Raw genomic sequence first — 21,403 nt, 5'->3', positions numbered from 1 at the left:
GCGAAACAATATCAATCGATTGAAAGGCATCTAAGGCTTGACTGCCCGACCGAGGGCGCAATTCCGCCCTCGCCCGGAGCGCCAGCCTCAGCCGGCGCGCTCGATGCGAATGACCTGCGGCTTGTCGGTCAGGTGACCGTCCTTGGTCACGCCGTCGACAGCCTTGCGCACGGCAGCCTCGGTGGTCTCGTGCGTCACCAGGATGACGGTCTTCTGCGTAGCACCATCGGAACCGTTGGCGTGCTGGACGATCGATTCCAGCGAGATGTCGTTGTCGGCCATGCGCTTGGCGATCGCCGCGAACACGCCGGTACGATCATGCACGGTCAGGCGGATGAAATAACCGCCGGCGTGGCTGCGCATCTGCGCCTTCTTGTAGGGTCGCAGTTCCTTCGCCGGGCGGCCGAAGACCGGGCCGTGCTGGAAGCCGGGACGGCTCTTGGCGATGTCGGCGATGTCACCGACCACCGCAGAAGCCGTGGCATTGCCGCCGGCGCCGGGTCCGGACAGCAGCAGTTCGCCGAGGATGTCGGTCTCGATGGCAACCGCGTTGGTCACGCCATGAACCTGGGCGATGACGGACGCCGTCGGCACCATCGTCGGGTGGACGCGCTGCTCGATGCCGCTTTCGGTGCGCTGGGCAACGCCAAGCAGCTTGATGCGGTAGCCGAGCTCGCCAGCGGCACGGATGTCTGCCTGGGTGATGTTCGAGATGCCTTCGAGATAGATGTCGTCGGAGGCGATGCGCGTTCCGAAGGCAAGGCTGGTCAGGATCGCCAGCTTGTGCGCCGTGTCGTTGCCCTCGATGTCGAAGGTCGGGTCAGCTTCGGCATAGCCGAGGCGCTGTGCGTCCTTGAGGCAGGCCTCGAAGGTCAGGCCTTCCGCTTCCATGCGAGTCAGGATGTAATTGCAGGTACCGTTGAGAATGCCGAACACGCGATTGACACTATTGCCGGCCATCGCCTCGCGCATCGTCTTGATGACCGGGATGCCGCCGGCCACCGCGGCCTCGTAATTGAGCAGGACGCCCTTCTTCTCGGCCACTTCGGCAAGTGCCACGCCATGTTTTGCCAGCAGCGCCTTGTTGGCGGTGACGACATGACGGCCGGCATCGAGCGCTGCAGAGACGCAGGAACGCGCGGCACCTTCGTCGCCGCCGATCAGTTCGACGAAGACGTCGATGTCGGCCTTCTCGGCCAGTTCGATCGGGTCGTCGAACCATTTGGCGCCACCGAGGTCGACGCCGCGGTCGCGCGAGCGATCACGCGCGGAAACGGCGGTCACGACGATTTCACGGCCGCACTGGCGGGTGAGCTCCGCCGACTTGTCGCGCAGCACTCGCGCCACCGAAGCACCGACCGTGCCGAGACCGGCAATTCCAATACGCAATGCTTCAGCCATGGTCGACGGCGCCTCTTACTTCAGTAGTTCTGGGAATGTGTTCGTGACGCCGCTCAGCGATGGGCTGCGAGCGGAACCACGTTGTTGGGATGTTTGGCGGTGGTTTGCAGGAAGCGCTTGATGCTTCGTGCCGCCTGGCGGATGCGGTGCTCGTTCTCGACAAGCGCAAGGCGCACATAGTCGTCGCCGTGCTCGCCAAAGCCAACGCCCGGCGCCACGGCCACGTCGGCGTGCTCGATGAGCAGCTTCGAGAACTCGAGCGAACCAAGATGCTTGAACTGCTCCGGGATCGGCGCCCAGGCAAACATCGTCGCCGCCGGCGCCGGGATTTCCCAGCCGGCGCGAGCGAAGGAGTCGACCATGACGTCGCGGCGCTTGTGATAGACCTCGCGCACTTCGGCAATGTCGGTGCCGTCGCCATTCAGGGCCGCGGTCGCCGCCACCTGGATGGGCGTGAACGCACCATAATCGAGATAGGACTTCACGCGCGTCAGCGCTGCGATCAGCCTTTCGTTGCCGACGGCAAAGCCCATGCGCCAGCCAGGCATCGAGAACGTCTTTGACATCGAGGTGAACTCGACGGTGACGTCGATCGCGCCCGGCACCTCAAGCACCGAAGGTGGCGGATTGCCGTCGAAATAGATCTCGGAATAAGCGAGGTCCGACAGGATGATGATGTCGTGCTTCTTCGCGAAAGCGACGACGTCCTTGTAGAAATCGAGCGAAGCGACGAAGGCCGTCGGATTGGACGGGTAGTTGAGGATCAGCGCCAGCGGCTTGGGGATCGAGTGGCGCACGCCACGCTCGAGCGCGGGAATGAAGCCGTCATCGGGCTTCGCCTGCAGCGAGCGGATGACGCCGCCCGACATGATGAAGCCGAAGGCGTGGATCGGATAGGTCGGATCGGGGCACAGCACCACGTCGCCGGGCGCGGTGATCGCCTGCGCCATGTTGGCGAAGCCTTCCTTGGAGCCGAGCGTGGCCACGACCTGGGTGTCCGGATTGAGCTTCACGCCGAAGCGGCGGGCATAATAGTTTGCCTGGGCGCGGCGCAGGCCGGGAATGCCGCGCGACGACGAATAACGATGGGTGCGCGGGTCGCGGACCACTTCACAGAGCTTGTCGACAATCGCGGCAGGCGTCGGAAGGTCGGGATTGCCCATGCCAAGGTCGATGATATCGGCGCCGCGCGATCGGGCGCTGGCCTTCAGCCGGTTGACCTGCTCGAAGACGTAGGGCGGAAGGCGGCGGACCTTGTGAAATTCTTCCATGTCGCTTCTCAGGTAAACGGGGGCTGCGCGATGCGTGCGCGATATACACTCAATTGCAGGCGGGGTCGATAGGCTCGCACTTGCCTTCGATGGCCTTCAGCGTGTCGTCGCCATGCTTGCGGGCAAGCGTGGTCATCGCCACCGAACTGCTTCCACCGGCACCGGCCTTGGCGCCCTGCCGCCGTTGCGCAGCGTGAAGTTCGGCGAGCTTGGCCGCCTTCTGCTCTTCGGTGAACTGGGGGGCGGCAGCCGTCGGGCGGATGTTGAGGTTGGGATAGGTGCCGGTGTCCTGTGCGCCGCGGCCGCCTGCAAGGGCGGTGCCACTGTCAGCGCTCGTCGTGCTGGAGCAGCCGCTGGCGACCACGGGCACCGCCAGCAATCCCGCCCATACGACCAGGCGGGCGCAGAAAAAAATATACCGACCAACACGATGTGTCATAAAGTTTCCCCGACAGGCGCGGTAGAGCGCGTTGGACCCGGTAAGACGTCGCATGATAGTATGTCAACAATGGGCGCTTTGGGAGGACCTGCAAGAACCATGGCGAAGGTAGACGATTCGGACAAGCCGAGTGGCGATTCCCCCTCCTCCGTCGAGCAATACCTCGTCAAAGATCCCGAGCGCTTCGCACTCAACATGGCCCGCATGATCGAGCAGGCCGGCAAGGCCGCATCGGCCTGGGCCGAACCGCGCGAAAAAGGCGAGGTGCGCGACACCGTCGCCGAGCCGATGACCGACATGTTCAAGACCTTCTCCAAGCTCACCGAATACTGGCTGTCCGACCCCCAACGCGCGCTCGAAGCGCAGACCAGGCTGTTTTCCGGCTATCTCGACGTCTGGAGCAAGACGGTCCAGCGCATGGGCGGCGACGAGGTCGAGGATACGGTCAAGCCTGAGCGCACCGACAAACGCTTCCTCGACCCCGAATGGGGCCGCAATGCATTCTTCGACTTCCTCAAGCAGGCCTATCTGGTGACCGCTCGCTGGGCCGGCGACCTTGTCGACCACGCCGACGGCCTCGACGAGCACACCCGCCACAAGGCCGGATTTTACGTGAAGCAGGTCGCCAACGCGATCTCGCCGTCGAATTTCATCCTGACCAATCCGGAGCTGTTCCGCGAAACCGTTGCCAGCAACGGCGAAAACCTGGTGCGCGGCATGAAGATGTTCGCCGAGGACATCGTTGCCGGCAAGGGCGACCTCAAGCTCAGGCAGGCCGACTATTCAGGCTTCGAGATCGGCAAGAACATCGCCACCACGCCTGGCAAGGTGGTCGGTCGCAGCGACGTCGCCGAAATCATCCAATACGCTCCGACAACCGACAAGGTGCTGAAGCGTCCGCTGCTGATCTGCCCGCCGTGGATCAACAAGTTCTACATCCTCGACCTCAACCCGCAGAAATCCTTCATCCGCTGGGCGGTCGAGCAGGGTCACACCGTCTTCGTCATCTCCTGGATCAATCCGGACCAGCGCCACGGGCTGAAGGACTGGGAGGCCTACATCCGCGAAGGCCTGCAATACGGCCTCGACACGGTCGAGCAGGCAACCGGCGAGCGCGAGGTCAACACCATCGGCTATTGCGTCGGCGGCACGCTGCTGGCTGCGGCGCTGGCACTGCTGGCGCAGGAAGGCGACCACCGCATCCGCTCGGTCACCTTCTTCACCACCCAGGTCGATTTCACCTATGCCGGCGACCTCAAGGTCTTCGTCGACGAAGACCAGATCGCCGCCCTCGAGCGGGCGATGAAGGATCGCGGCTATCTCGACGGCACCAAGATGGCGACCGCCTTCAACATGCTGCGTTCTGGCGACCTGATCTGGCCCTACGTCATCAACAACTACATGCGCGGCAAGGACCCGCTGCCGTTCGACCTGCTCTACTGGAACGCCGATTCGACGCGCATGGCGGCCGCAAACCATTCCTTCTACCTGCGCAACTGCTATCTCGAGAACAACCTGTCGCAAGGCCGGATGGAGCTTGCCGGCCGAACCATCTCGCTCGCCGACATCACCATTCCCGTCTACAACCTCGCCGCCCGCGAGGATCATATCGCGCCTGCCCGCTCGGTGTTCCTCGGCTGCCAGTATTTCGGTGGCGATGTCGATTATGTCGTCGGCGGGTCGGGCCATATCGCCGGCGTGGTCAATCCGCCGGCCGCGGGAAAGTATCAATTCTGGTCGAGCGGCAAGCCAACCGGCGACTTCGACACCTGGCTGAAGGGCGCCACCGAGACCGCCGGGTCGTGGTGGCCGCACTGGCACCGCTGGATCGAGGCCAAGGACGATACACGCGTCGACGCCCGCAAGCCCGGTATCAACGGCAGGGTGCTGGAAGATGCCCCCGGCAGCTATGTCAAGGTCCGCGTGTAACCTGCTGTAATGTGTGGTGAGTTGACGCCCTTAACAAAGGGGGCGAGAACGTGGCGCCCATCATGATCTCGCCTTAATTGGCGCCTAGCCCGACCGTGGGGAGATCATTGCCGATGATCGGGTGCCGTTTCTTGTTCAGAAACGTGGTTGCGTAAACATACGATTTTGATCGCCAAGACGTAATCTTTGGCCTGCAGTGCATGAGAGGGGACCAGCTTGAGGTCAGGACGACTGCGATTCGCAGACCGGCGATGCGGCGTTGCGCTGACCGTACTGGTTTCGCTGCTGGCCGTATCCTGCTCCTCGACCGGCGAGCCCAACCTCGAACTCGCAAACCCCGCGCTGACCGCTGACGCGACCGGCCAGGCCACAGGCGCCGATACGGTCGCGACGCCCGGTGCTCCCACCGCCAATCTTGCCATGAACGCCGAGGGCAACGCCGCCCTGCCCGACCAGGTCGGTTATGTTCCCCTTGCCAAGCCGGGCGGCGAAACGCCTGCCGAAGCAGCCATTGCCAGCGAGGAAGCGGCGCAGGCGCCCGTAGCGGCAGCCGCAGCGCCCGCGATCGAGGAACAGCAGCCGGTTCAAACTGCCGAGGCCCAGGCAGCCAAACAGCCGGCGCAACAAGACACCGGCTTCTACCTGACCAATGGTCCTGCGCCACAGCAGGCCGAGCAGCCGAAGAAGAAGGGCTTCCTTGCCTCGCTCTTCGGCTCTTCGCCGGCCAAGGCCGCGCCCGCCGCGCAAAAAGCAAAGCCCCTGATCGAAAAGGCAGCTGAAGCGCCGGCGACACATGCAGCCGAAGCCAAGGCCAAGCCGATCATCACGCTTGCCTCGGCAAAGTCGGACGCCAAGCCGGTCGAACTGGCTTCGCTCGGTGGCGGCGGCGATTCGAACTGGGCGCTGCCCGGCGTTCGCCAGACCGACCTTTTCGAGATCAAGCGCAAGTCGGGCATCGACGACGACAGCGACGTCGACCTGCACGAGGACGAGGATCCCGGCCTGGAGGTGGCGTCCGCCGCCGGCATGGCACGACTCGCCCCCAACGGCCTGCTCAAGCAGACCGAAAGCGTCGATGTCGGCTGCCTGAAGCCGTCGCTGGTGCGCATCCTCAAGGCCGCCGAGCAGCACTACGGCAAGAAGATGATCGTGACGTCGGGCTATCGCAACGCTGAGCGTAATCGCCGGGCGCGCGGCGCCAAGAACTCGCAGCACATGTATTGCGCTGCCGCCGACATCCAGATTCCGGGTGTCGGCAAATGGGAACTGGCCACCTTCCTGCGGGCGATGCCCGGTCGCGGTGGCGTCGGCACCTATTGCCACACCAATTCCGTGCACATCGACGTCGGTCCGGAACGCGAGTGGAACTGGCGTTGCGGCCGCCGCCGTGGATAAGCCAAAAAAATTTCGCGGCGCAGCAAAAAGACGGGTTGCCTGTCGCGAACAAGCCAACTATACACCGCCTCACCTGAGCGCGCCCATCGTCTAGCGGTTAGGACACCGCCCTTTCACGGCGGTAACAGGGGTTCGATTCCCCTTGGGCGTACCAGGTTTTCCAACCACTTAGCAGCTGCACATGCCTACCCCGCGATAGCGGTCGAACACGTGTGCATCACTCAGTTCCCCTGTCCTTCCCCTCGCCGGCTTCCAAGCGACTACAAGGCTGAAAGCCAAGCGAGTGCTCTGGCCTCGTCGAGATCCAGCCACGCACTGCGCGCTCTTCGACCCCCATGTGCTTGCTTGCCGATCCGGCCATCGAACCACCGCTTCAGAACCTCGGGGTGAATGTAGCCCTTCCGGCAAACTGCGCGGGTGTTGCCGAGCCTGTTTGCGACTTCATCGATCACCTGATTGCACAGGCGTCGCCTGGCGGGCAGACCATCCGGACGCTCGAGATCCTTGAACAGCGCCAGCGCGCGCACAGTTCCACCCCAGGTCCTGAAATCCTTGGAACTGAAATCTGGACCGCACGCCTCGCGGATGTAGTCGTTCACGTCGTCGGACGTCACACGCGATCGTTCGCCATCGTCATCAATGTATTGGAAGAGGTGCTGCCCGGGCAATTCCTGTATGCGCCGGACCAGTGCTGCCATGCGGCGGTCGACAAGCTGCAACCGCCATTCCTTGCCGGACTTGCCCTTGAAGGCAAAGCGCAGGGTCGAGCCGCTGATGTCGACATGACGGCCGCGCAAGGTGGTCAAGCCGAAACTGCCGTTTTCGCGCGCATATCGAGCGCTGCCGACGCGGATCATGGTGTTGTCCAGGAGCCAGACGATTGCGGCGACAACCTTTTGCCGGGACAGGCTTCGCTTGCCCAGGTCCGCATTCACCTTGCGCCTCAGCCGGGGAAGTGCCCGGGCAAATTCGCCGAGGCTCGAGAACTTTGCCTCGTCGCGGCGTTCTGTCCAGCGCGGGTGATAGCGATACTGCTTGCGCCCGCGCTGGTCACGACCTGTTGCCTGGATATGGCCCAGGCTATCTGGGCAGATCCACACTTCGGTCCACGCCGGTGGGACGGCCAGGCCGCGAATCCGCTCCAGCTCGTCCGGACCCGTGACGCGGCCGTCGGCAGATCTATACGAGAAGCCCTTGCCGGCCCGGCGCCGGGAGATACCGGGCTCCTCGTCGTTGACATAGCGCAGACGCGCACGGCTTGAGGAAACGCCTGCCAAGCCCCTGCCCGCCTCATCCTGTTCGGTGCATGGTGGGCTGCCTGCGACGGCTGAACATCTGGGCCATCGTACGCGCGAGCCGTCTTTCCGGCTTGGCCTCTGCGACCGTGTCCGCCACCCTGCTGCGCTTTCGAATGCGCGCGGCATCCTGGAGCATGGTGCCCGCCCATCGATAGACATTGTTGGAGCTGACGACCTCACGCATGCGTATCATGCGGGCTGTCTGCTCCTGCACCGGCATGGAGACGGCGCGATAGATCGCCTCGCCCATGGCCGTGGGGTCGTAAGGATTGACGATCAGCGCATCGAGCAACTCCCGGGAAGCGCCGGCAAAGGTGCTCAGGATCAGCGCGCCCTGTTCATCGTCGCGGGCTGCCACGAACTCCTTGGCAACGAGGTTCATGCCGTCGTGAAGGCTGCTCACCACGCAGACATCGGCAGCGCGATAGACGGTATAGATGTCGCCCTGGTTGTGATGCTGATCCATCAGGATGATGGGGGAATAGCTCTCATTGCCGAAGCGGCGGTTGAAATCCTCGACGAAATCCAGGCACTCGCGATGCAGTTGCCCATATGCGGGAAGCACGCCCCTGCTGGGAGCGGCGATCTGCAGGAACACCAGCTTGCCTATCCATTCCGGATGCCGCTCAAACATCTGTTCCAATGCCAGGAACCGGTCGATGATGCCCTTGGTGTAGTCCATGCGCTCGACCCCGACCAACAGCCGCATCTGCTCGGGCAAGCCGAGGAAGTCGAAGATCTTGTCGCGGCATTCGGCAACTGGCGGCTGGCTTTCCAGCACCGACGGCGGCCAATCGATAGAGATCGGATACGGATGAACCAACGTGGTCTGTCCGCCGAACGATATTGCGGAGTGCTCGCGTTCGATCCGGCTTTCCAGAAAGCGGTCGATGCTTTCGATGAAGTTGTTGCAATGGAACTGGATGTGAAAGCCGACGATCGAGCTGCCGAGCAACCCGTCCAGGATTTCCTCCTTCCATGGGCAGATGCTGAACACTTCCGAGTTCGGCCATGGAATATGCCAGAAGGTAATGATCGTGGCGTCGGGCAGCCGCTGCCTCACCATCCGAGGAAGCAGCGCGAAATGATAATCCTGGATCAGCACGATCGGGTCGGGCCGGCGCGCTTCTTCGCACACGCGGTCGGCAAACTTCTGATTGACCGCCTTGTACTGCTCCCAGTCCGACTCCCGGAACACCGGGCGTGTAAAGACGATGTGGCAGAGCGGCCAAAGGCCGTCATTGGCGAACCCGAGATAGTAGCCCTGCTGCTCCTCCTCGCTCAGCCATACCCGGCTCAGCGTGTAGGCAGGCTTGTCGGGCGGCACTCGAATCCGGTCGTCGCTATCGACCACCATGCGATCGGCCGTACCGCCGCCGTGCGCAATCCACGTTCCCGCGCAGGCGCGCATGACCGGCTCCAGGGCCGATACCAACCCGCTGGCCGGCACGACGAGGTCAATCTTGCCGTCGGTGAGATTGTGGATGTAGGGCTCGCGATTGGAAACAAGGATGATCTGGGCGTCGGGAAGCTCCTTGTCGATGACAAGGCGCATCGCTTCGGGCGTCCAACTGGCCAGCGGACTGTCGGCCACCCGGTTGTTCTGCTCGAACTCGGGAAGGATCTGCTTGGGCATCTCCGTGGAATAGCCGGGCTGTTCGGCAACAGGCGGACTGCCGGCAAGACGCCCTCGGCGCATGGCGGCTGCCGCGAGGCAGGCAGCCGCGATCGACAACAACAGACTTAGGGCCACCACGGCCCAGAGGCCAATGTCGAGTTCGGAAGAAAAATTCTCAATTGCCATGAGGGGGATTGCCTGCTTTCCCGGTCGCAAGTCTTTCGCGACCCTGCATGTTCGAACTCCCTTGCGGTGAATGGGTTCCGAAAATCGATGCAATCAGGAACGCACGATCAGCGGCGCCAGTCCCTCGTGGCGCGGATCGAGATAGGCCACGATGCGATCCCCGACCCGCTGGAAATGGAGGTCCACCGCGACATTGCCAACGCTCAGGCGGCGGATGGAGACCTGGTCGATGCCGATGGGGAGGCGCGGACGCGTGACGTGGATTTCGGAAGCGAAGCCGTCGATCTCAAGACCCAGGCTGGCCTGGATGAGCATGAACACCGATCCCGATGACCAGGCCTGCGGCAGGCAAGCGACGGGATACGCCACAGGCGCCTCGCTGGGCGACCGGGTGAAGCCGCAGAACAGTTCCGGCAGGCGCATGTTGAAATGAACGGCAGCCTCGAACGTCCCGCTCATGAGGCGAACGACGCTGTCCCGGGCGCCGTAGCGCGCCAGGCCTGCCGCGCAGATGGCCGTGTCGTGCGGCCAGATCGACCCGTTGTGGTAGGACATCGGATTGAAGGGCAACTCGTCATCCGGCAGCGTCCTGACACCCCAGCCGGTGTGAAAGGCAGCACTCAGCAACTGGTCGGTGATCAACTGCGCCCGCGCGGGCGAAGGCAGGCCGACGTAAAGGAGATGGCCCGCATTCGATGCGCGCACCTGGCACGGCTGTCCCTCGCCGTCGATCGCCAGGGCGTAGAAGTTTCGATCCTCCATCCAGAAATGGCGTTCGACCGAAATGCGCATGCTTTCAGCGCAAGCCTGCCAGTGGGCAGCCTTCGCGTCTTCGCCCTTCAGGGCCGCAAGGTCGGCCAATCCCGCATAAGCCGCATAGGCATAGCCCTGGACCTCGACCAAGGCGATCGGGCCCTTCGGAATGCGGCCATCAGCGTGAAAAACCGCGTCGAAGCTGTCTTTCCATCCCTGATTGGCAAGGCCCGTCTCGGCCGCACGCGCATAACTCACGAACCCGCATGGGTCTTGCCGGCTTGCGTTTTCCATCCAGGCCGCGGCCTCATTGAGCGAGGGCCACAGCAGGTCGATGAACGAAAGATCGCCGGTGCGCTTGGCATATGCGGTGGCAAGATAGATGTAGAGCGGCGTGGTATCGACACCACCGTAATACCTGCCGAATGGCAGTTCACGCAGCACCGCCATTTCACCCTTGCGCGTCTCATGCATGATCTTGCCGGGCTGTGAATCGCTGAACATCGACGTCTCGGTCGCCTGGTGCTGGGCGAGAAACGACAGCACGCCGCGGGCAAGACCGGGATTGAGCCACAGCATCTGCAAGGCCGAGATCACCCCGTCGCGCCCGAACGCGGTAGAGAACCAGGGAATGCCGGCATAAGGATAGGGTCCCGTCGGAAGGTCGGTGGTGAGCAGCGCGATATCCGCGCGGGCGCGCGACAGCCAATCGTTGAACACACGGCCGGAACTATGGACATTGGCGCCATGACGCCGCTTGGCCCGCATTTGCCAGCGCGCCTTGGCAGCGGCTGCCCTATGCCGCTCGCGGCTCGGCGTCCCCCCGTGATCGCCCCCGACTTCAATGAAGAGCGAAAGGCTGTCGCGACGCTGCAGGTCCAACCGAAAGTCGGCGCGGTCGGCGGCCAGCGCAGACGGGTGAATGGAAAAAGAAATCGTCGATTGCCGTTCGAGCCGGTCCAGTCCCTCGTAGCGCATTTTGACATGGTCGGCCTCGATCTCGATGTCGAAGGCCCGGCCGCGCTTGCTGCGCGTCGAACCGCGGACCTCGAACATGTCCCGAAAATCCGCCTCGAAACGCACGGAAAGGGGTAGCTCGACATCGTGCGCGCTGTAGTTGGACAGGCGGATGCGCTCGTACATCCTGTCGTCCCACAAAAGCCGCGACCTTTCGATGTGGATCACACCTTGTGGCGTTGGCGCGCCGCCATCGGGCGTCAGCGGCAAATTGGTCAGATTTGCAGTGAAGATGATGTTGTCCTGGCTGAGAGAGGCGCCCAGCAGCGATGGCTCCGTGTCGCCGATCAACAGCCGAAACAGCGAGAGTACGCGGGTATCGTCCCGGAAAAGCCCATCCCCGCGGCCTCGTATGTCGCCGTAGTCATCAGTCACGATGAAGCAATCGCTGTGTTTCAACGCAAACTGGCGATGTGGATTGCGTGGAGCTGCGTCGCCGAGCATTGCCAGGGCAACGGCTGGATCGAGATGACGTTCGTCGAGCTTGGCCAAATGCCTGCTCCCTCCTTGTCTCGGACGCGCTGCGAGGCGTCCATATCTCAGCGCGCCAACCCGTCCATCAGCTGGACATAGGCCGCCTCGTACTCGCGCACCATGCGGTCGGCCGAGAACCTGGCTTCGAAGGTCTGCCGAACGGTTCTTCGGTCGAGTTCAGGCAAACGCACAACGGCAGCGACCGCCTCGTCGATCGACCGCACGATGTAGCCCGTAACCCCCTGGTCAATGATTTCAGGCATCGCGCCATTGTCCCAGGCAATCACCGGCGTGCCGAATGCCATGGCTTCGATGACGACCAGGCCGAACGGCTCGGGCCAGTCGATTGGAAACAGCAAGGCTGCGGCATTGCCCAGGAATTCGGCCTTGTCGCTCTCTCCGATCTCTCCGATGTACTCGATCTGCCGGCCGTCGATCATCGGCGCGATCGTTTCATGGAAGTATGTCCGATCGTCGTCCCCGATCTTTGCCGCGATCTTCAGTTTCAGTCCGCTGCGACGGGCAATTTCAATGGCCCGGTCCGGCCGCTTGTCGCGCGACAGACGACCGAGAAAGGCAAGATAGCCGAGGGGATCCCGCTCGACAGGACGATGAAGGTCGAGCGGCAGGCCATGCTGAACCGTGGCAATCCAGTTTGCTTCTTTCAAGGGCTGTCGCTGTCGGTCCGAGATGGAGATCATCGGGAAATGGGGCCACCTTCGATAGGCGTCCGGAAGGTCGGCATAGTCGAGGCGGCCGTGTGGTGTCGTCACCGTTCGCTCGGGAAAATCCTCAAAGAACGGGAAGTGGACAAAATGGCTGAGATGGAAATGAAGCAGGTCGAACTGATCTGCTTGCTGCCTTACCTGATGCAACATCGACAAATGCGCGGCTGTCGGCGAAGTCAGCGGATTGGCATCGAGCCTGAGTGCTTGGTGGCGAACGGGAACGAGGTCTGCCCTGGTCACAGCATCGGCGCTGGCAAATAGTGTCACCTGATGCCCGCGCTCCACCAGGCCGTCGACCAGATAAGCAATTATCCTTTCCGTTCCGCCGTAGAGCCGTGGGGGTACGCTTTCGTAGAGCGGCGCGATGTGCGCGATCTTCATGCCGTGGTTCCTGATGGTCGTCCCAGGGGTGAACCGCGCAACCGGCCAATGGTTCCCCTGACTGCGCTCACCGTGCTCGAATGGACAGCTCGGTTCGCAGGGTTCCCGCCCGACGGTGGAACGATCATCCGCCGAGCAGATTGAGGTCTGGAGCGGAGAACCGATAATGTATGTACTTGCCCTGGCAACCGACTATGACGAGACCCTTGCCGAGCACGGCCTGGTATCAGGCGCCACCTTCAAGGCATTGGAAGATTTCAAGAAAACCGGGCGCAAGCTGATCCTCGTGACCGGACGCGAACTGCCCGACCTGGAACGGGTGTTCCCCGAGCACGATGTCTTCGACAGGATCGTCGCCGAGAACGGGGCACTGCTCTACACGCCCGGGACGAAAAAAAAGCGGCTTTTGGCCCCCGCTCCACCGCAAGAATTTGTCGAGCGCCTGAGATCGCGCGGCGTGAGCCCACTCTATGTCGGGGATTCTATCGTCGCGACGCTGGTTCCCAACGAAACGATCGTCCTGGATGAAATCCGCAGGCTGGGCCTCGAGTTGGAGATCATCTTCAACAAGGGCGCCGTCATGGTGCTGCCAAGCGGCATCAACAAGGCAACCGGGCTGGCGGCGGCGTTGGAAGAACTGGAGCTTTCGCCGCACAATGTCGTAGCGATCGGCGATGCGGAAAACGACCATGCGTTCCTGCGCGCCGCGGGTTACGGCGTCGCCGTGGCGAATGCCCTGCCATCCGTCAAGGAAACAGCCGACAGGGTGACGTCCGGCCAGCGTGGCGAAGGGGTCAGCGAACTGGTGGGCCAGCTCACGGCCAATGATGCCGAGCTCATGCAAAGCAGCCGCCAGTTCGTCAAGCTGGGCGTCACCGGCTCCGGGTCAGACGTCGACATCTCGCCATCCGGCGGCGGGATCCTGATCGCCGGTAATTCGGGGATAGGCAAATCGACGCTTGCGACCATGCTCACCGAGCGTTTCGTCGAGAAGGGCTTCCAGTTCTGCATCCTCGACCCGGAAGGAGACTATGAGCAACTCCAGGATGTCGCCGTCGTCGGCGACGCTGACACCCCGCCAAGCGTTCGGGAAATTCTGCACCTGCTGGCGAAACCGTCGAACAACATCGCCGTGAACATGCTCGGGCTGAAGACCGACGACAGGCCGCAATATTTTGCCAAGCTGTTGCCCGAACTCGCGGCGCTGCGGGCCCGCACCGGCCGGCCGCATTGGCTGGTCATCGACGAAGCGCATCACCTCCTGCCCGCCGCGCGTGTCGGCGCCTCATTTTCGCTGCCCAAGGAACTTCCGGCGACCATCCTGATAACGGTACACCCAGACCTGGTCTCGACAGATCTCCTTGAGACCGTCGAGACGGTCATCGCGCTCGGCCCTGAGGCCGACCAGGTGCTTGCGTCCTTCTGCGAAGCCGTCGATGACCAAGCTCCCGCAGGCGTGTCGCCACCTTCCAACAAGCAAGTGAACTTCTGGAAGCGAGCGGCAGGCCAACCGCCGCAGGCGATTTCAGTCGATCCGCCCAGGCAGGAGAAAAAACGGCACAAGCGCAAATATGCGGAAGGCGACCTCGGCGACAGCAGCTTCTATTTCAAGGGAGCAGAGGGCGCGCTCAACCTGAAAGCCCAGAACCTGATGATTTTCCTGCAGATAGCCGATGGGGTCGACGATCCCACCTGGGAACATCACCGCCGTGCCGGCGACTATTCCGATTGGTTTCGAGACAAGGTCAAGGACAAGAAGCTGGCCAAGGAGGCTTCGGCGATAGAACGCAACCAATCGCTGGACCCGAAGGCCAGCAGAGCGGCGATTTCGGAAGCAGTGCGGCGCCGGTACACGGTAGAGGCGTGAACCTCGACCTACGCCAGATCGATGCCCATCAAAGCAAGCGTGCACATTCACGCAGGCGGAAGCGTTCATTTCTGGCGAACTTCTCGGCCCAGGACAGCCGTTCGAACCGATAGTCGGTTCGTCCTCCGTTTTCGAGAACGCGAACGATCCAGCCATCACCGTGGTGCTTCACGAAGACATGGTTGGCGGCAAATTCCACGATCTCGCCCATGCGTCTTCTCCAAGGTTGGAGCCCAGCCTCCGCAGCCCAATGGCAGGACAACGGCCAACACCCCGATGAGTTGCAAGAAACCTTGCGTCCCCCAAAGAACAGGATCGGAACCATTGCGGCTGGCCCGTCATTCTATCTCTCGTGGAAAACGAACGGACAGGTGCAACGATGGACAGCCGGTGCGAGAAGCTGGTGCGAAGCATTCTTGAAGATCCCATGGCGTCGGACGAGATCAAGATCCAAAGGCTGCGTCACTTCGAAGACGAGGCTCGAGCCCTGCAACGTGCCGCATCCGAAAGCGCGATGAACCCCGACGATGGCTGGCAGGCCGACTTGCGATGCGCTCGCATGGCGCTGGGCGCCAGACGGATACGCAAGGGTGCCGCCTCGCTATGACCCATTCCTGGCGAAGCGAAAGCAACGCTCGCATCGACCAGCAACACGACCCGCGCTTTGGGATGCCACGTTGCTGGAGGATGAGCGGCGCCAGACCAGTCTGGCCCGGGCAAGTTGCGACGGCGCTCGATCCGCAAAAATGGGCAGCGGGTGCAACGCGACAAGTTCTGCTGAACCTTTTGCATTTCCATACGTTCGATAGAAGCTGCGGACTGCGTCAACCGGGCATGGCGGCGCCGATGAACAGGAAGTCTTTTTCCCGGTTTCTCTTCCTGGCCAACGAATAGGCAGACGAGCATCTCACCCGCCCGGTCCGCAGCGCCCTTCGGGAGGAGCAACAACGATGTATGAACCGCAACGCGACCCCACCACGATCACGCCCTTCATCGGAACAGTGACGGTCAGCTTTTCCGACGCGATCATTGGATCGTCGAAGAATGCCAAGCTCTTGAGCATCCCGGGCAAGGATCCGGTCTATTTCCTCCCCTTCGAGGATGTCTATTTCGACTTCCTGACACGGGCGACGGTTGCAGATCATGAGCATCTGGGGATCGCGACCTACTGGAGCGTGAATGCCGTGGGCGAGGCTGCCGACAATTTCATGTGGTCATACGAAGCGCCCGAGCAATCGGACGCGATTCTTGAACGGCATGCCGCCTTCAATCCAAGAAAAGCGCGCATCGAGGCAACGCCGGCCGACGACCAGTTGCGCGCACACGACATTGCCGAATGACCAGAACAGAATTGCGCGGGCCGTCCTCCCACCCAGGCGGACCGGCCCGAACACCGGAAGGCCATGACGATGAAACTGTCCGGGCATGATGTCGATCTCGACGAGCCGGCGACTGTCTATGAAGACCGGTTCACACCCGGCCTGTTCTTCAGCCACCTCTCCCAGGCGATCCGATACGTCGCCTGCATTCCGATCGGAAAGCAGAGCGGCTCGGTGAGCATCGTCTCGCAGTCGGGGCTTCAATTCGGTGTGGCTGAAATCAACGTGTTGCACGACCACCTGCTGAGGTCGCGTGCGGCCAAGGCTAACCCCACGGCATTCTGACGCGCGGCGGCCAACTGCGGGCTGTTGCAGTCGACCGAAGCGATGGCGGAATACGCGAAATCACTTGCTTTTTGCCCAGATGGCTGGCCGAGACTCCATGCGGCTCGACGCACGCACTCATGATCGAGTGGCAGCAACGCAGCCGTCCCAGCCCGATCTTGCTGCCAGGGAACCTGATCCCGAACGCGACGTTGTGAAAAGAGGTTTCGATCCTTTCGAAACCAATTCCACCCACCAAGGGAAAAGAACATGAAACTGAAGCTGTGTACTGCCTTTGCCGCGCTTGCGTTGTCAGCGGGCCTTGCAAGCGCTCAAACGATCGTCATCCAGCCGGAGCAGCAAACCCTGATCAGGGAGTATGTCAAAACGCAACCGATGGCCTCGGTCGACCTGCCGGGACTGGAGATCAACATCGGCAACAAGCTGCCCGATACAGTCGAACTCCACGCCGTCGAGGTGCCTGACGTGACATACCAGTATGTAGTGGTTGGTGGTCGCACGGTGCTTGTCGATCCGGGCACCCGCGAGATCGTCTACGTCCTCGACTAGCGCCCCCTTCGGGACGGGCCGATCCACTTTCACCTCAGGAGAAGACAATGAACAACATCATTTACCTGGTCGGGCTGGTCGTAATCGTGCTCGCGATACTGTCGTTCTTTGGGTTGCGGTAGCCGTGCTTCGGGCAGGCTTTCCAACGTACCGCCTGCCGGGTCGACAAGAACGCCAGGCGCGCGAGATCATATGTTGCTGGGCATCCAAGGGAGGCAATCATGGCATCGGACCATTCACGCATCTCTGCGTTCACCGGAACAGTGACGGTCATGTTCTCGGATCTCGTCATCGCATCCTCGACGGAGGCGAAAGCGATCTGCGTGGATGACGAACCCGACGTGTTCTACATCCCTTTCAAGGATATCAATTTCGAGCACCTGACCGCACTCAACAGGACGGTTCATCGGGAGGGCTGGGGCGTCGCCCATTTCTGGGCCGTATCCACGGAAACCGGCCAGGACTTCATGTGGGCATACCTGGAACCGGAGGCGAGCCTCGCTGCGCTTGCGAACCACGGCGCTTTCAATCCCGAACTTGCCAGTATCGCGGCCACCGCCACGAGGCATGACATCGCCACCGGCGAGCTGGAGACCCCTCTGCACCTGCCGACCGACGACGAACTGGTGAGGCATCTCGCGGAGACCACCGATGTGTCTCCCCTGCAAGCCGAGGCGCTGGTGCGGCGGCACGGCCGCGACAGGGCCAAGCTTGTGGCGCTGGCCAAGTCGTTCAAGGCGGAGAGCTAGCGCCGGTAATCGGGCTCGCCGTGTCGGAACTGTCCACTCGACCAGGCGTTTGCAGATTGGAACAGTATCGGAGGTACCAGCATGTCCCCGCAGGCAGAAGCGAAGAAGCAGCGATCGATCCAGCGAAAAGTGGAAAAGGACGACCGCCAGGAAAACAAGGGGGGCAAAAAGAGCGCGATGCAGGCCGGCGCTAGGCCCTACCCCACGCCTCCGTTTCCCAAACAGCACCTGCCTAAGCCCGGCGAGGAGGCACTGGTCGAACCCGCCCCACTTTACGATGCGCCCTACTACAAGGGTTCTGACAAGCTATCCGGCAAGGTCGCGCTGATCACCGGCGGCGACTCCGGCATCGGCCGGTCAGTGGCGGTCCTGTTTGCGCGCGAAGGCGCCGACATCGCCATCGGCTACCTGAGCGAACAGCGGGACGCCGAACGCACCCGCGAGGCGGTCGAGGCCGAGGGCCGGAAATGCATATTATTGCCCGGCAACGTCGCCGAGAGGGAGGTCTCGCGCAAGCTGGTCGCGGCGACGATGAAGGCATTCGGTCGCCTCGACATCCTAGTCAACAACGCCGCCTTCCAGGTCCACTCGACCGACTTCGCCGACCTGACCGAAGAGCATTTCGATACGACGCTGAAGACCAACCTGTATGGCTATTTCCACATGAGCCAGGCCGCGATCGAACACATGCAGCCGGGGTCGGCCATCATCAACACCGGCTCGGTCACGGGCATCAGCGGCAGCAAGGAACTTGTCGACTATTCGATGACCAAGGGCGGCATCCATGCCTTCACCCGGGCGCTTGCCGCCAGCCTGGTCGACCAGGGGATCCGGGTAAACGCCATCGCCCCCGGTCCGGTCTGGACGCCGCTCAACCCTTCCGACAAGGAACCCGCGGACGTCTCGACATTTGGTGCGAAGACGCCAATGAGGCGGCCGGCGCAGCCCGAGGAAATCGCTCCGGCCTATGTGTTCCTCGCCTCATCCCACTGTTCCAGTTACATCACCGGCGAGATCCTGCCGATCATCGGCGGCTACTGACAAGTCGCGCCGGCCAGGCGGCGCGCGCCCGGCTTCCGCCCGACCGGCCCTGCTTGCACGCACATTCCCAATTGACGGAGACGGAAGATGGACATTCGGTCGACACTGACGGGACTATCCGAGGCCTTCAACGCGCACGATCTTGACCGCATCATGGAGTTCTTTTCCGACGATTGCATCCTTGAGATGCCAAGGGGAAGTGAGCGCTGGGGTTCCCGTTTCGAGGGCAAGCAAAACGTACGTCAAGCGCTGGGAACACGCTTTGAAGGCCTGCCCGACGTCCACTACGGCAATGTGGAGCATTTCGTGGATGCGACGGCCGATACCGGCATCTCAAAATGGACCCTCACCGGGACCACGCGAGAGGGCACGGCAATAGAGGTCCAAGGCTGTGACTTCTATACATTTCGCAATGGACAGGTGGCTCGCAAGGACTCCTACTGGAAAATCGTTGAGTAGTTGAACGTGCGGTTCAAGCGCTGTTGAGCGACAGCGCCTGGACCTCATCCAGTGAACTGGCGATGATTGCAGCGATGGCCTTGCCGGTGTCCGTCAGGGCGTTCACGTCGCGGGAACAGAGAGACAACGCCACCGACATTCGGTGACCGGAGAGCGGCACGAAGCCCAGTTTTCCGTCCCTGACCTCCTCGTAGACATCGATCAGGGTCAGGATGCTTATTCCCAGTCCTTCCTGAACGATCGCCTTCAGGAGAGCGATCGAGTTCGACACGGCGATCTTGTGGATCGGGGATCTCAATCTCTGGATAAGCAGGTCGGCCATGGGCCCTATGGTCAGGCTGTCGTCGGTCGATAGAAAATTCTCGCTCAGTATGTCTTCTATATCGACGGATTTCCGTTGCATCAGTCTGTGCGACGGGTGCGCGACTATTCCAAGGCTCAGATGGGCCGTCTTGACGATGTTCAGCCCGATATCCTGAGGCGTATTGAATGCGATCGCCAGATCTATGGAGCCGGACTTGACCTTGTCGAGTATGATGTTGGTGCCGTCGACATAAGCGCGCAGGCTGGCTCCGGGATGCTGGGCCTGAAGCATGCGAAACGCCTTCGGCAGGAACCCCGTCGACAGGCACTCCATGATTCCGATGCTCACCGTGCTGCCGCACGAGGGACGCAAGCCTTCCATTTCAGCATCGGTCGCGGTGACTTCCTGCTGCAACTTTCTGACCTGGCCCACCAGGATGCGACCGGCCTCCGTGGGCCGCATTCCGCGTGGCAGGCGCTCGAAAAGCGGCTGCCCATATTCGAGCTCGAGATTGAGTATCTGGCGATTGACCGCCGAGGGTGTCGCATTCATCTGCTCCGCTGCCTTACGGATCGACCCAAAACGGGCGACCATTTCCAGCGCCTTCGCGCCTTGCGTAATCAACGGCATTCGCGACACCTGCGACTGTACAGTTTTTTGATACACTACTGACGCAAATATTCGCTGGTCAATGAGGGGTTTGAAAAACTAGCCTTCTGCTCGATTTCGGGGGGAATTCAATGAACTTTCAGTACAGCTTTTCTCGTCGCCGGTTCCTGGCTCTGTCGGCCGCCGCTTCTTCGTCCCTCATCATGCCGGGCTGGGTCGGCAAGGCTGGCGCGGCACCGCTCGCGGCTATCAAGGAAGAGGATGCGATCATCGCGTTCGGCCTGACGGGGCCGGTCTCGGACGAAGGCTGGAACACCAAGCAAAATGAAGGAGCCAAGGCGATCCAGGCAGCCTTCCCGAAGGCCAAGACACTGGTGGTCGAGAGCATTCCGTTCTCCGCCGACGCAAGCCGGACTTTCCGCCAGTTCGTGCAGGAAGGCGCCCAGATGGTGTTTTCCACCTCGAACTATGGCGATTTCTTCGCGTCGGTTGTGGAGCGCTCGCCGGAAGTTGCCTTCCTGGAAGCCGACGGGCGCCGGGTCGCCGACAATCTCGGCTGGTACTACGCCGCCCATTGGCATCCAACCTACGTGCTCGGCGTGGCAGCCGGCCTGCTCAGCAAATCCGGCAAGCTCGGCTTCATCGCGTCCTTCCCGGTGCCGATGGCGATCTCGTCGAGCAATGCGTTCATGATGGGCGCACGCTCGGTCAATCCATCGGCCACCCTGCAGGTCATCAGCATCAACTCGTGGTTCGATCCGCAAGGCGCCAACCAGGCCGCAAGCGCGCTGATCGACAATGGCTGCGATTTCCTGTTTGGCGTGATGAACGAGGCCTCCTATCTGCAGGTCGCCGAACAGCGCGGCGTGCGGGCTGCGATGTGGAGCTCCGACATGCGCCGCTACGGCAAGAACGCCTATGTCAGCTCAATTATCCCGGACTGGACGGCGTTCTATGTCGACCAGGTCCGAAAACGGCTCGAAGGCACGTGGTCGGGCGGCGGCCAGACGCTGCTTCCCCTAGGCGGCGGCATCGACCGCGATGCCTGGGGCGAGACGGTTCCGGCCGAGGTAGCGGCCAAGGCCGACGCCGTGCGCGAGAAGATCATCGGCGGCTGGAGCCCGTTCACGGGCGAGATCAAGGACACGACCGGGGCCGTGCGGGTAAAGGCGGGCGAAACGCTCGACGAAGTCGCGCTCTACAACTGGGACTGGTCGGTGGAGGGCGTGTCCGGGCTCAGCACGTAAACCGATCCCCTCGTTCGATGGACG

At 62.1% G+C, this 21,403-nt stretch carries 20 protein-coding genes and 1 tRNA gene; 12 read left to right on the top strand and 9 right to left on the bottom strand.

The features are described 5' to 3' along the window. Positions 1 to 87 precede the first annotated feature (87 nt). The 3 genes from GGR00_RS12300 to GGR00_RS12290 are packed head-to-tail and all read right to left on the bottom strand — an operon-like array spanning position 88 to position 3,042. Entirely contained in the window at positions 88 to 1,401 is a 1,314-nt protein-coding gene (locus tag GGR00_RS12300) for a homoserine dehydrogenase (protein WP_055970885.1), read from the bottom strand. Positions 1,402 to 1,454: 53 nt separating this feature from the next. Next, positions 1,455 to 2,672, bottom strand: a complete 1,218-nt coding sequence (locus tag GGR00_RS12295; RefSeq protein WP_055970882.1) for an LL-diaminopimelate aminotransferase — start codon at positions 2,670 to 2,672, stop codon at positions 1,455 to 1,457. Between the two features lie 49 nt (positions 2,673 to 2,721). Beyond that, on the bottom strand, positions 2,722 to 3,042 hold the full coding sequence (locus GGR00_RS12290; protein WP_343065543.1) for a hypothetical protein: 321 nt from the start codon (positions 3,040 to 3,042) through the stop codon (positions 2,722 to 2,724). Between the two features lie 168 nt (positions 3,043 to 3,210). On the opposite strand from GGR00_RS12290, the gene GGR00_RS12285 reads away from it, so the two are divergent. From GGR00_RS12285 to GGR00_RS12275, 3 genes are all read left to right on the top strand, one after another. After that, entirely contained in the window at positions 3,211 to 5,040 is a 1,830-nt protein-coding gene (locus GGR00_RS12285) for a PHA/PHB synthase family protein (protein ID WP_184699560.1), read from the top strand. Between the two features lie 216 nt (positions 5,041 to 5,256). Beyond that, positions 5,257 to 6,435 (top strand): YcbK family protein, encoded by a 1,179-nt coding sequence (locus GGR00_RS12280; protein WP_184699559.1) that lies wholly within the window; start codon positions 5,257 to 5,259, stop codon positions 6,433 to 6,435. A 79-nt stretch (positions 6,436 to 6,514) separates the two neighbouring features. Continuing rightward, positions 6,515 to 6,589: transfer RNA gene (locus GGR00_RS12275), tRNA-Glu, on the top strand. 106 nt (positions 6,590 to 6,695) lie between these two features. On the opposite strand, the gene GGR00_RS12270 is transcribed toward GGR00_RS12275, so the two are convergent. The 4 genes from GGR00_RS12270 to GGR00_RS12255 form a co-directional block, all read right to left on the bottom strand. Continuing rightward, positions 6,696 to 7,712, bottom strand: a complete 1,017-nt coding sequence (locus tag GGR00_RS12270) for a DNA topoisomerase IB (protein ID WP_055970876.1) — start codon at positions 7,710 to 7,712, stop codon at positions 6,696 to 6,698. 13 nt (positions 7,713 to 7,725) lie between these two features. Next, complete coding sequence (locus GGR00_RS12265) at positions 7,726 to 9,537, bottom strand: alpha,alpha-trehalose-phosphate synthase (UDP-forming) (protein ID WP_055970874.1); 1,812 nt, start codon at positions 9,535 to 9,537, stop codon at positions 7,726 to 7,728. Between the two features lie 93 nt (positions 9,538 to 9,630). Then, complete coding sequence (locus GGR00_RS12260) at positions 9,631 to 11,799, bottom strand: amylo-alpha-1,6-glucosidase (RefSeq protein WP_184699558.1); 2,169 nt, start codon at positions 11,797 to 11,799, stop codon at positions 9,631 to 9,633. Positions 11,800 to 11,846: 47 nt separating this feature from the next. Further along, the gene (locus tag GGR00_RS12255) at positions 11,847 to 12,890 is read right to left on the bottom strand and encodes a glycosyltransferase family 4 protein (protein WP_055970870.1); all 1,044 of its coding nucleotides are present in this window, start codon (positions 12,888 to 12,890) and stop codon (positions 11,847 to 11,849) included. Positions 12,891 to 13,056: 166 nt separating this feature from the next. Between GGR00_RS12255 and GGR00_RS12250 the strand changes: the two genes are divergently transcribed. Further along, positions 13,057 to 14,757, top strand: a complete 1,701-nt coding sequence (locus GGR00_RS12250; RefSeq protein ID WP_184699557.1) for an HAD-IIB family hydrolase — start codon at positions 13,057 to 13,059, stop codon at positions 14,755 to 14,757. A gap of 28 nt (positions 14,758 to 14,785) precedes the next feature. Here the strand turns inward: GGR00_RS12250 and GGR00_RS12245 are convergent, their stop codons facing one another. Beyond that, on the bottom strand, positions 14,786 to 14,968 hold the full coding sequence (locus GGR00_RS12245; protein WP_055970866.1) for a hypothetical protein: 183 nt from the start codon (positions 14,966 to 14,968) through the stop codon (positions 14,786 to 14,788). 192 nt (positions 14,969 to 15,160) lie between these two features. On the opposite strand from GGR00_RS12245, the gene GGR00_RS12240 reads away from it, so the two are divergent. The 7 genes from GGR00_RS12240 (at position 15,161) to GGR00_RS12210 (ending at position 19,219) form a co-directional block, all read left to right on the top strand. Then, the gene (locus GGR00_RS12240; protein ID WP_343065542.1) at positions 15,161 to 15,364 is read left to right on the top strand and encodes a hypothetical protein; all 204 of its coding nucleotides are present in this window, start codon (positions 15,161 to 15,163) and stop codon (positions 15,362 to 15,364) included. Positions 15,365 to 15,707: 343 nt separating this feature from the next. Then, entirely contained in the window at positions 15,708 to 16,097 is a 390-nt protein-coding gene (locus GGR00_RS12235; RefSeq protein WP_055970862.1) for a DUF427 domain-containing protein, read from the top strand. A gap of 63 nt (positions 16,098 to 16,160) precedes the next feature. Continuing rightward, on the top strand, positions 16,161 to 16,421 hold the full coding sequence (locus GGR00_RS12230; protein ID WP_156381101.1) for a hypothetical protein: 261 nt from the start codon (positions 16,161 to 16,163) through the stop codon (positions 16,419 to 16,421). A 249-nt stretch (positions 16,422 to 16,670) separates the two neighbouring features. Further along, entirely contained in the window at positions 16,671 to 16,970 is a 300-nt protein-coding gene (locus GGR00_RS12225; RefSeq protein ID WP_055970858.1) for a DUF1236 domain-containing protein, read from the top strand. A 221-nt stretch (positions 16,971 to 17,191) separates the two neighbouring features. Further along, a complete protein-coding gene (locus GGR00_RS28580) occupies positions 17,192 to 17,719 on the top strand; it encodes a DUF427 domain-containing protein (RefSeq protein ID WP_055970856.1) in 528 nt (175 codons plus the stop codon). Positions 17,720 to 17,800: 81 nt separating this feature from the next. Then, positions 17,801 to 18,760: an SDR family oxidoreductase gene (locus tag GGR00_RS12215; protein WP_055970854.1), complete on the top strand. Its 960-nt coding sequence runs from the start codon at positions 17,801 to 17,803 to the stop codon at positions 18,758 to 18,760. Positions 18,761 to 18,847: 87 nt separating this feature from the next. Next, positions 18,848 to 19,219 (top strand): nuclear transport factor 2 family protein, encoded by a 372-nt coding sequence (locus GGR00_RS12210; protein WP_055970853.1) that lies wholly within the window; start codon positions 18,848 to 18,850, stop codon positions 19,217 to 19,219. 13 nt (positions 19,220 to 19,232) lie between these two features. Here the strand turns inward: GGR00_RS12210 and GGR00_RS12205 are convergent, their stop codons facing one another. Then, positions 19,233 to 20,153, bottom strand: coding sequence for a LysR family transcriptional regulator (locus GGR00_RS12205; RefSeq protein ID WP_055970851.1), 921 nt, complete (start codon positions 20,151 to 20,153; stop codon positions 19,233 to 19,235). A gap of 110 nt (positions 20,154 to 20,263) precedes the next feature. Between GGR00_RS12205 and GGR00_RS12200 the strand changes: the two genes are divergently transcribed. Continuing rightward, positions 20,264 to 21,379: a BMP family ABC transporter substrate-binding protein gene (locus GGR00_RS12200; RefSeq protein ID WP_055970850.1), complete on the top strand. Its 1,116-nt coding sequence runs from the start codon at positions 20,264 to 20,266 to the stop codon at positions 21,377 to 21,379. Positions 21,380 to 21,403: the final 24 nt, after the last annotated feature.

Origin of the sequence: Aminobacter aganoensis (assembly GCF_014206975.1) — a bacterium.
In the GTDB taxonomy this organism is placed as follows: Bacteria; Pseudomonadota; Alphaproteobacteria; order Rhizobiales; family Rhizobiaceae; genus Aminobacter; species Aminobacter aganoensis.
The sequence above is the reverse complement of the archived record's forward strand: the minus strand, read 5'-3'. Positions and strand labels throughout refer to the sequence as shown.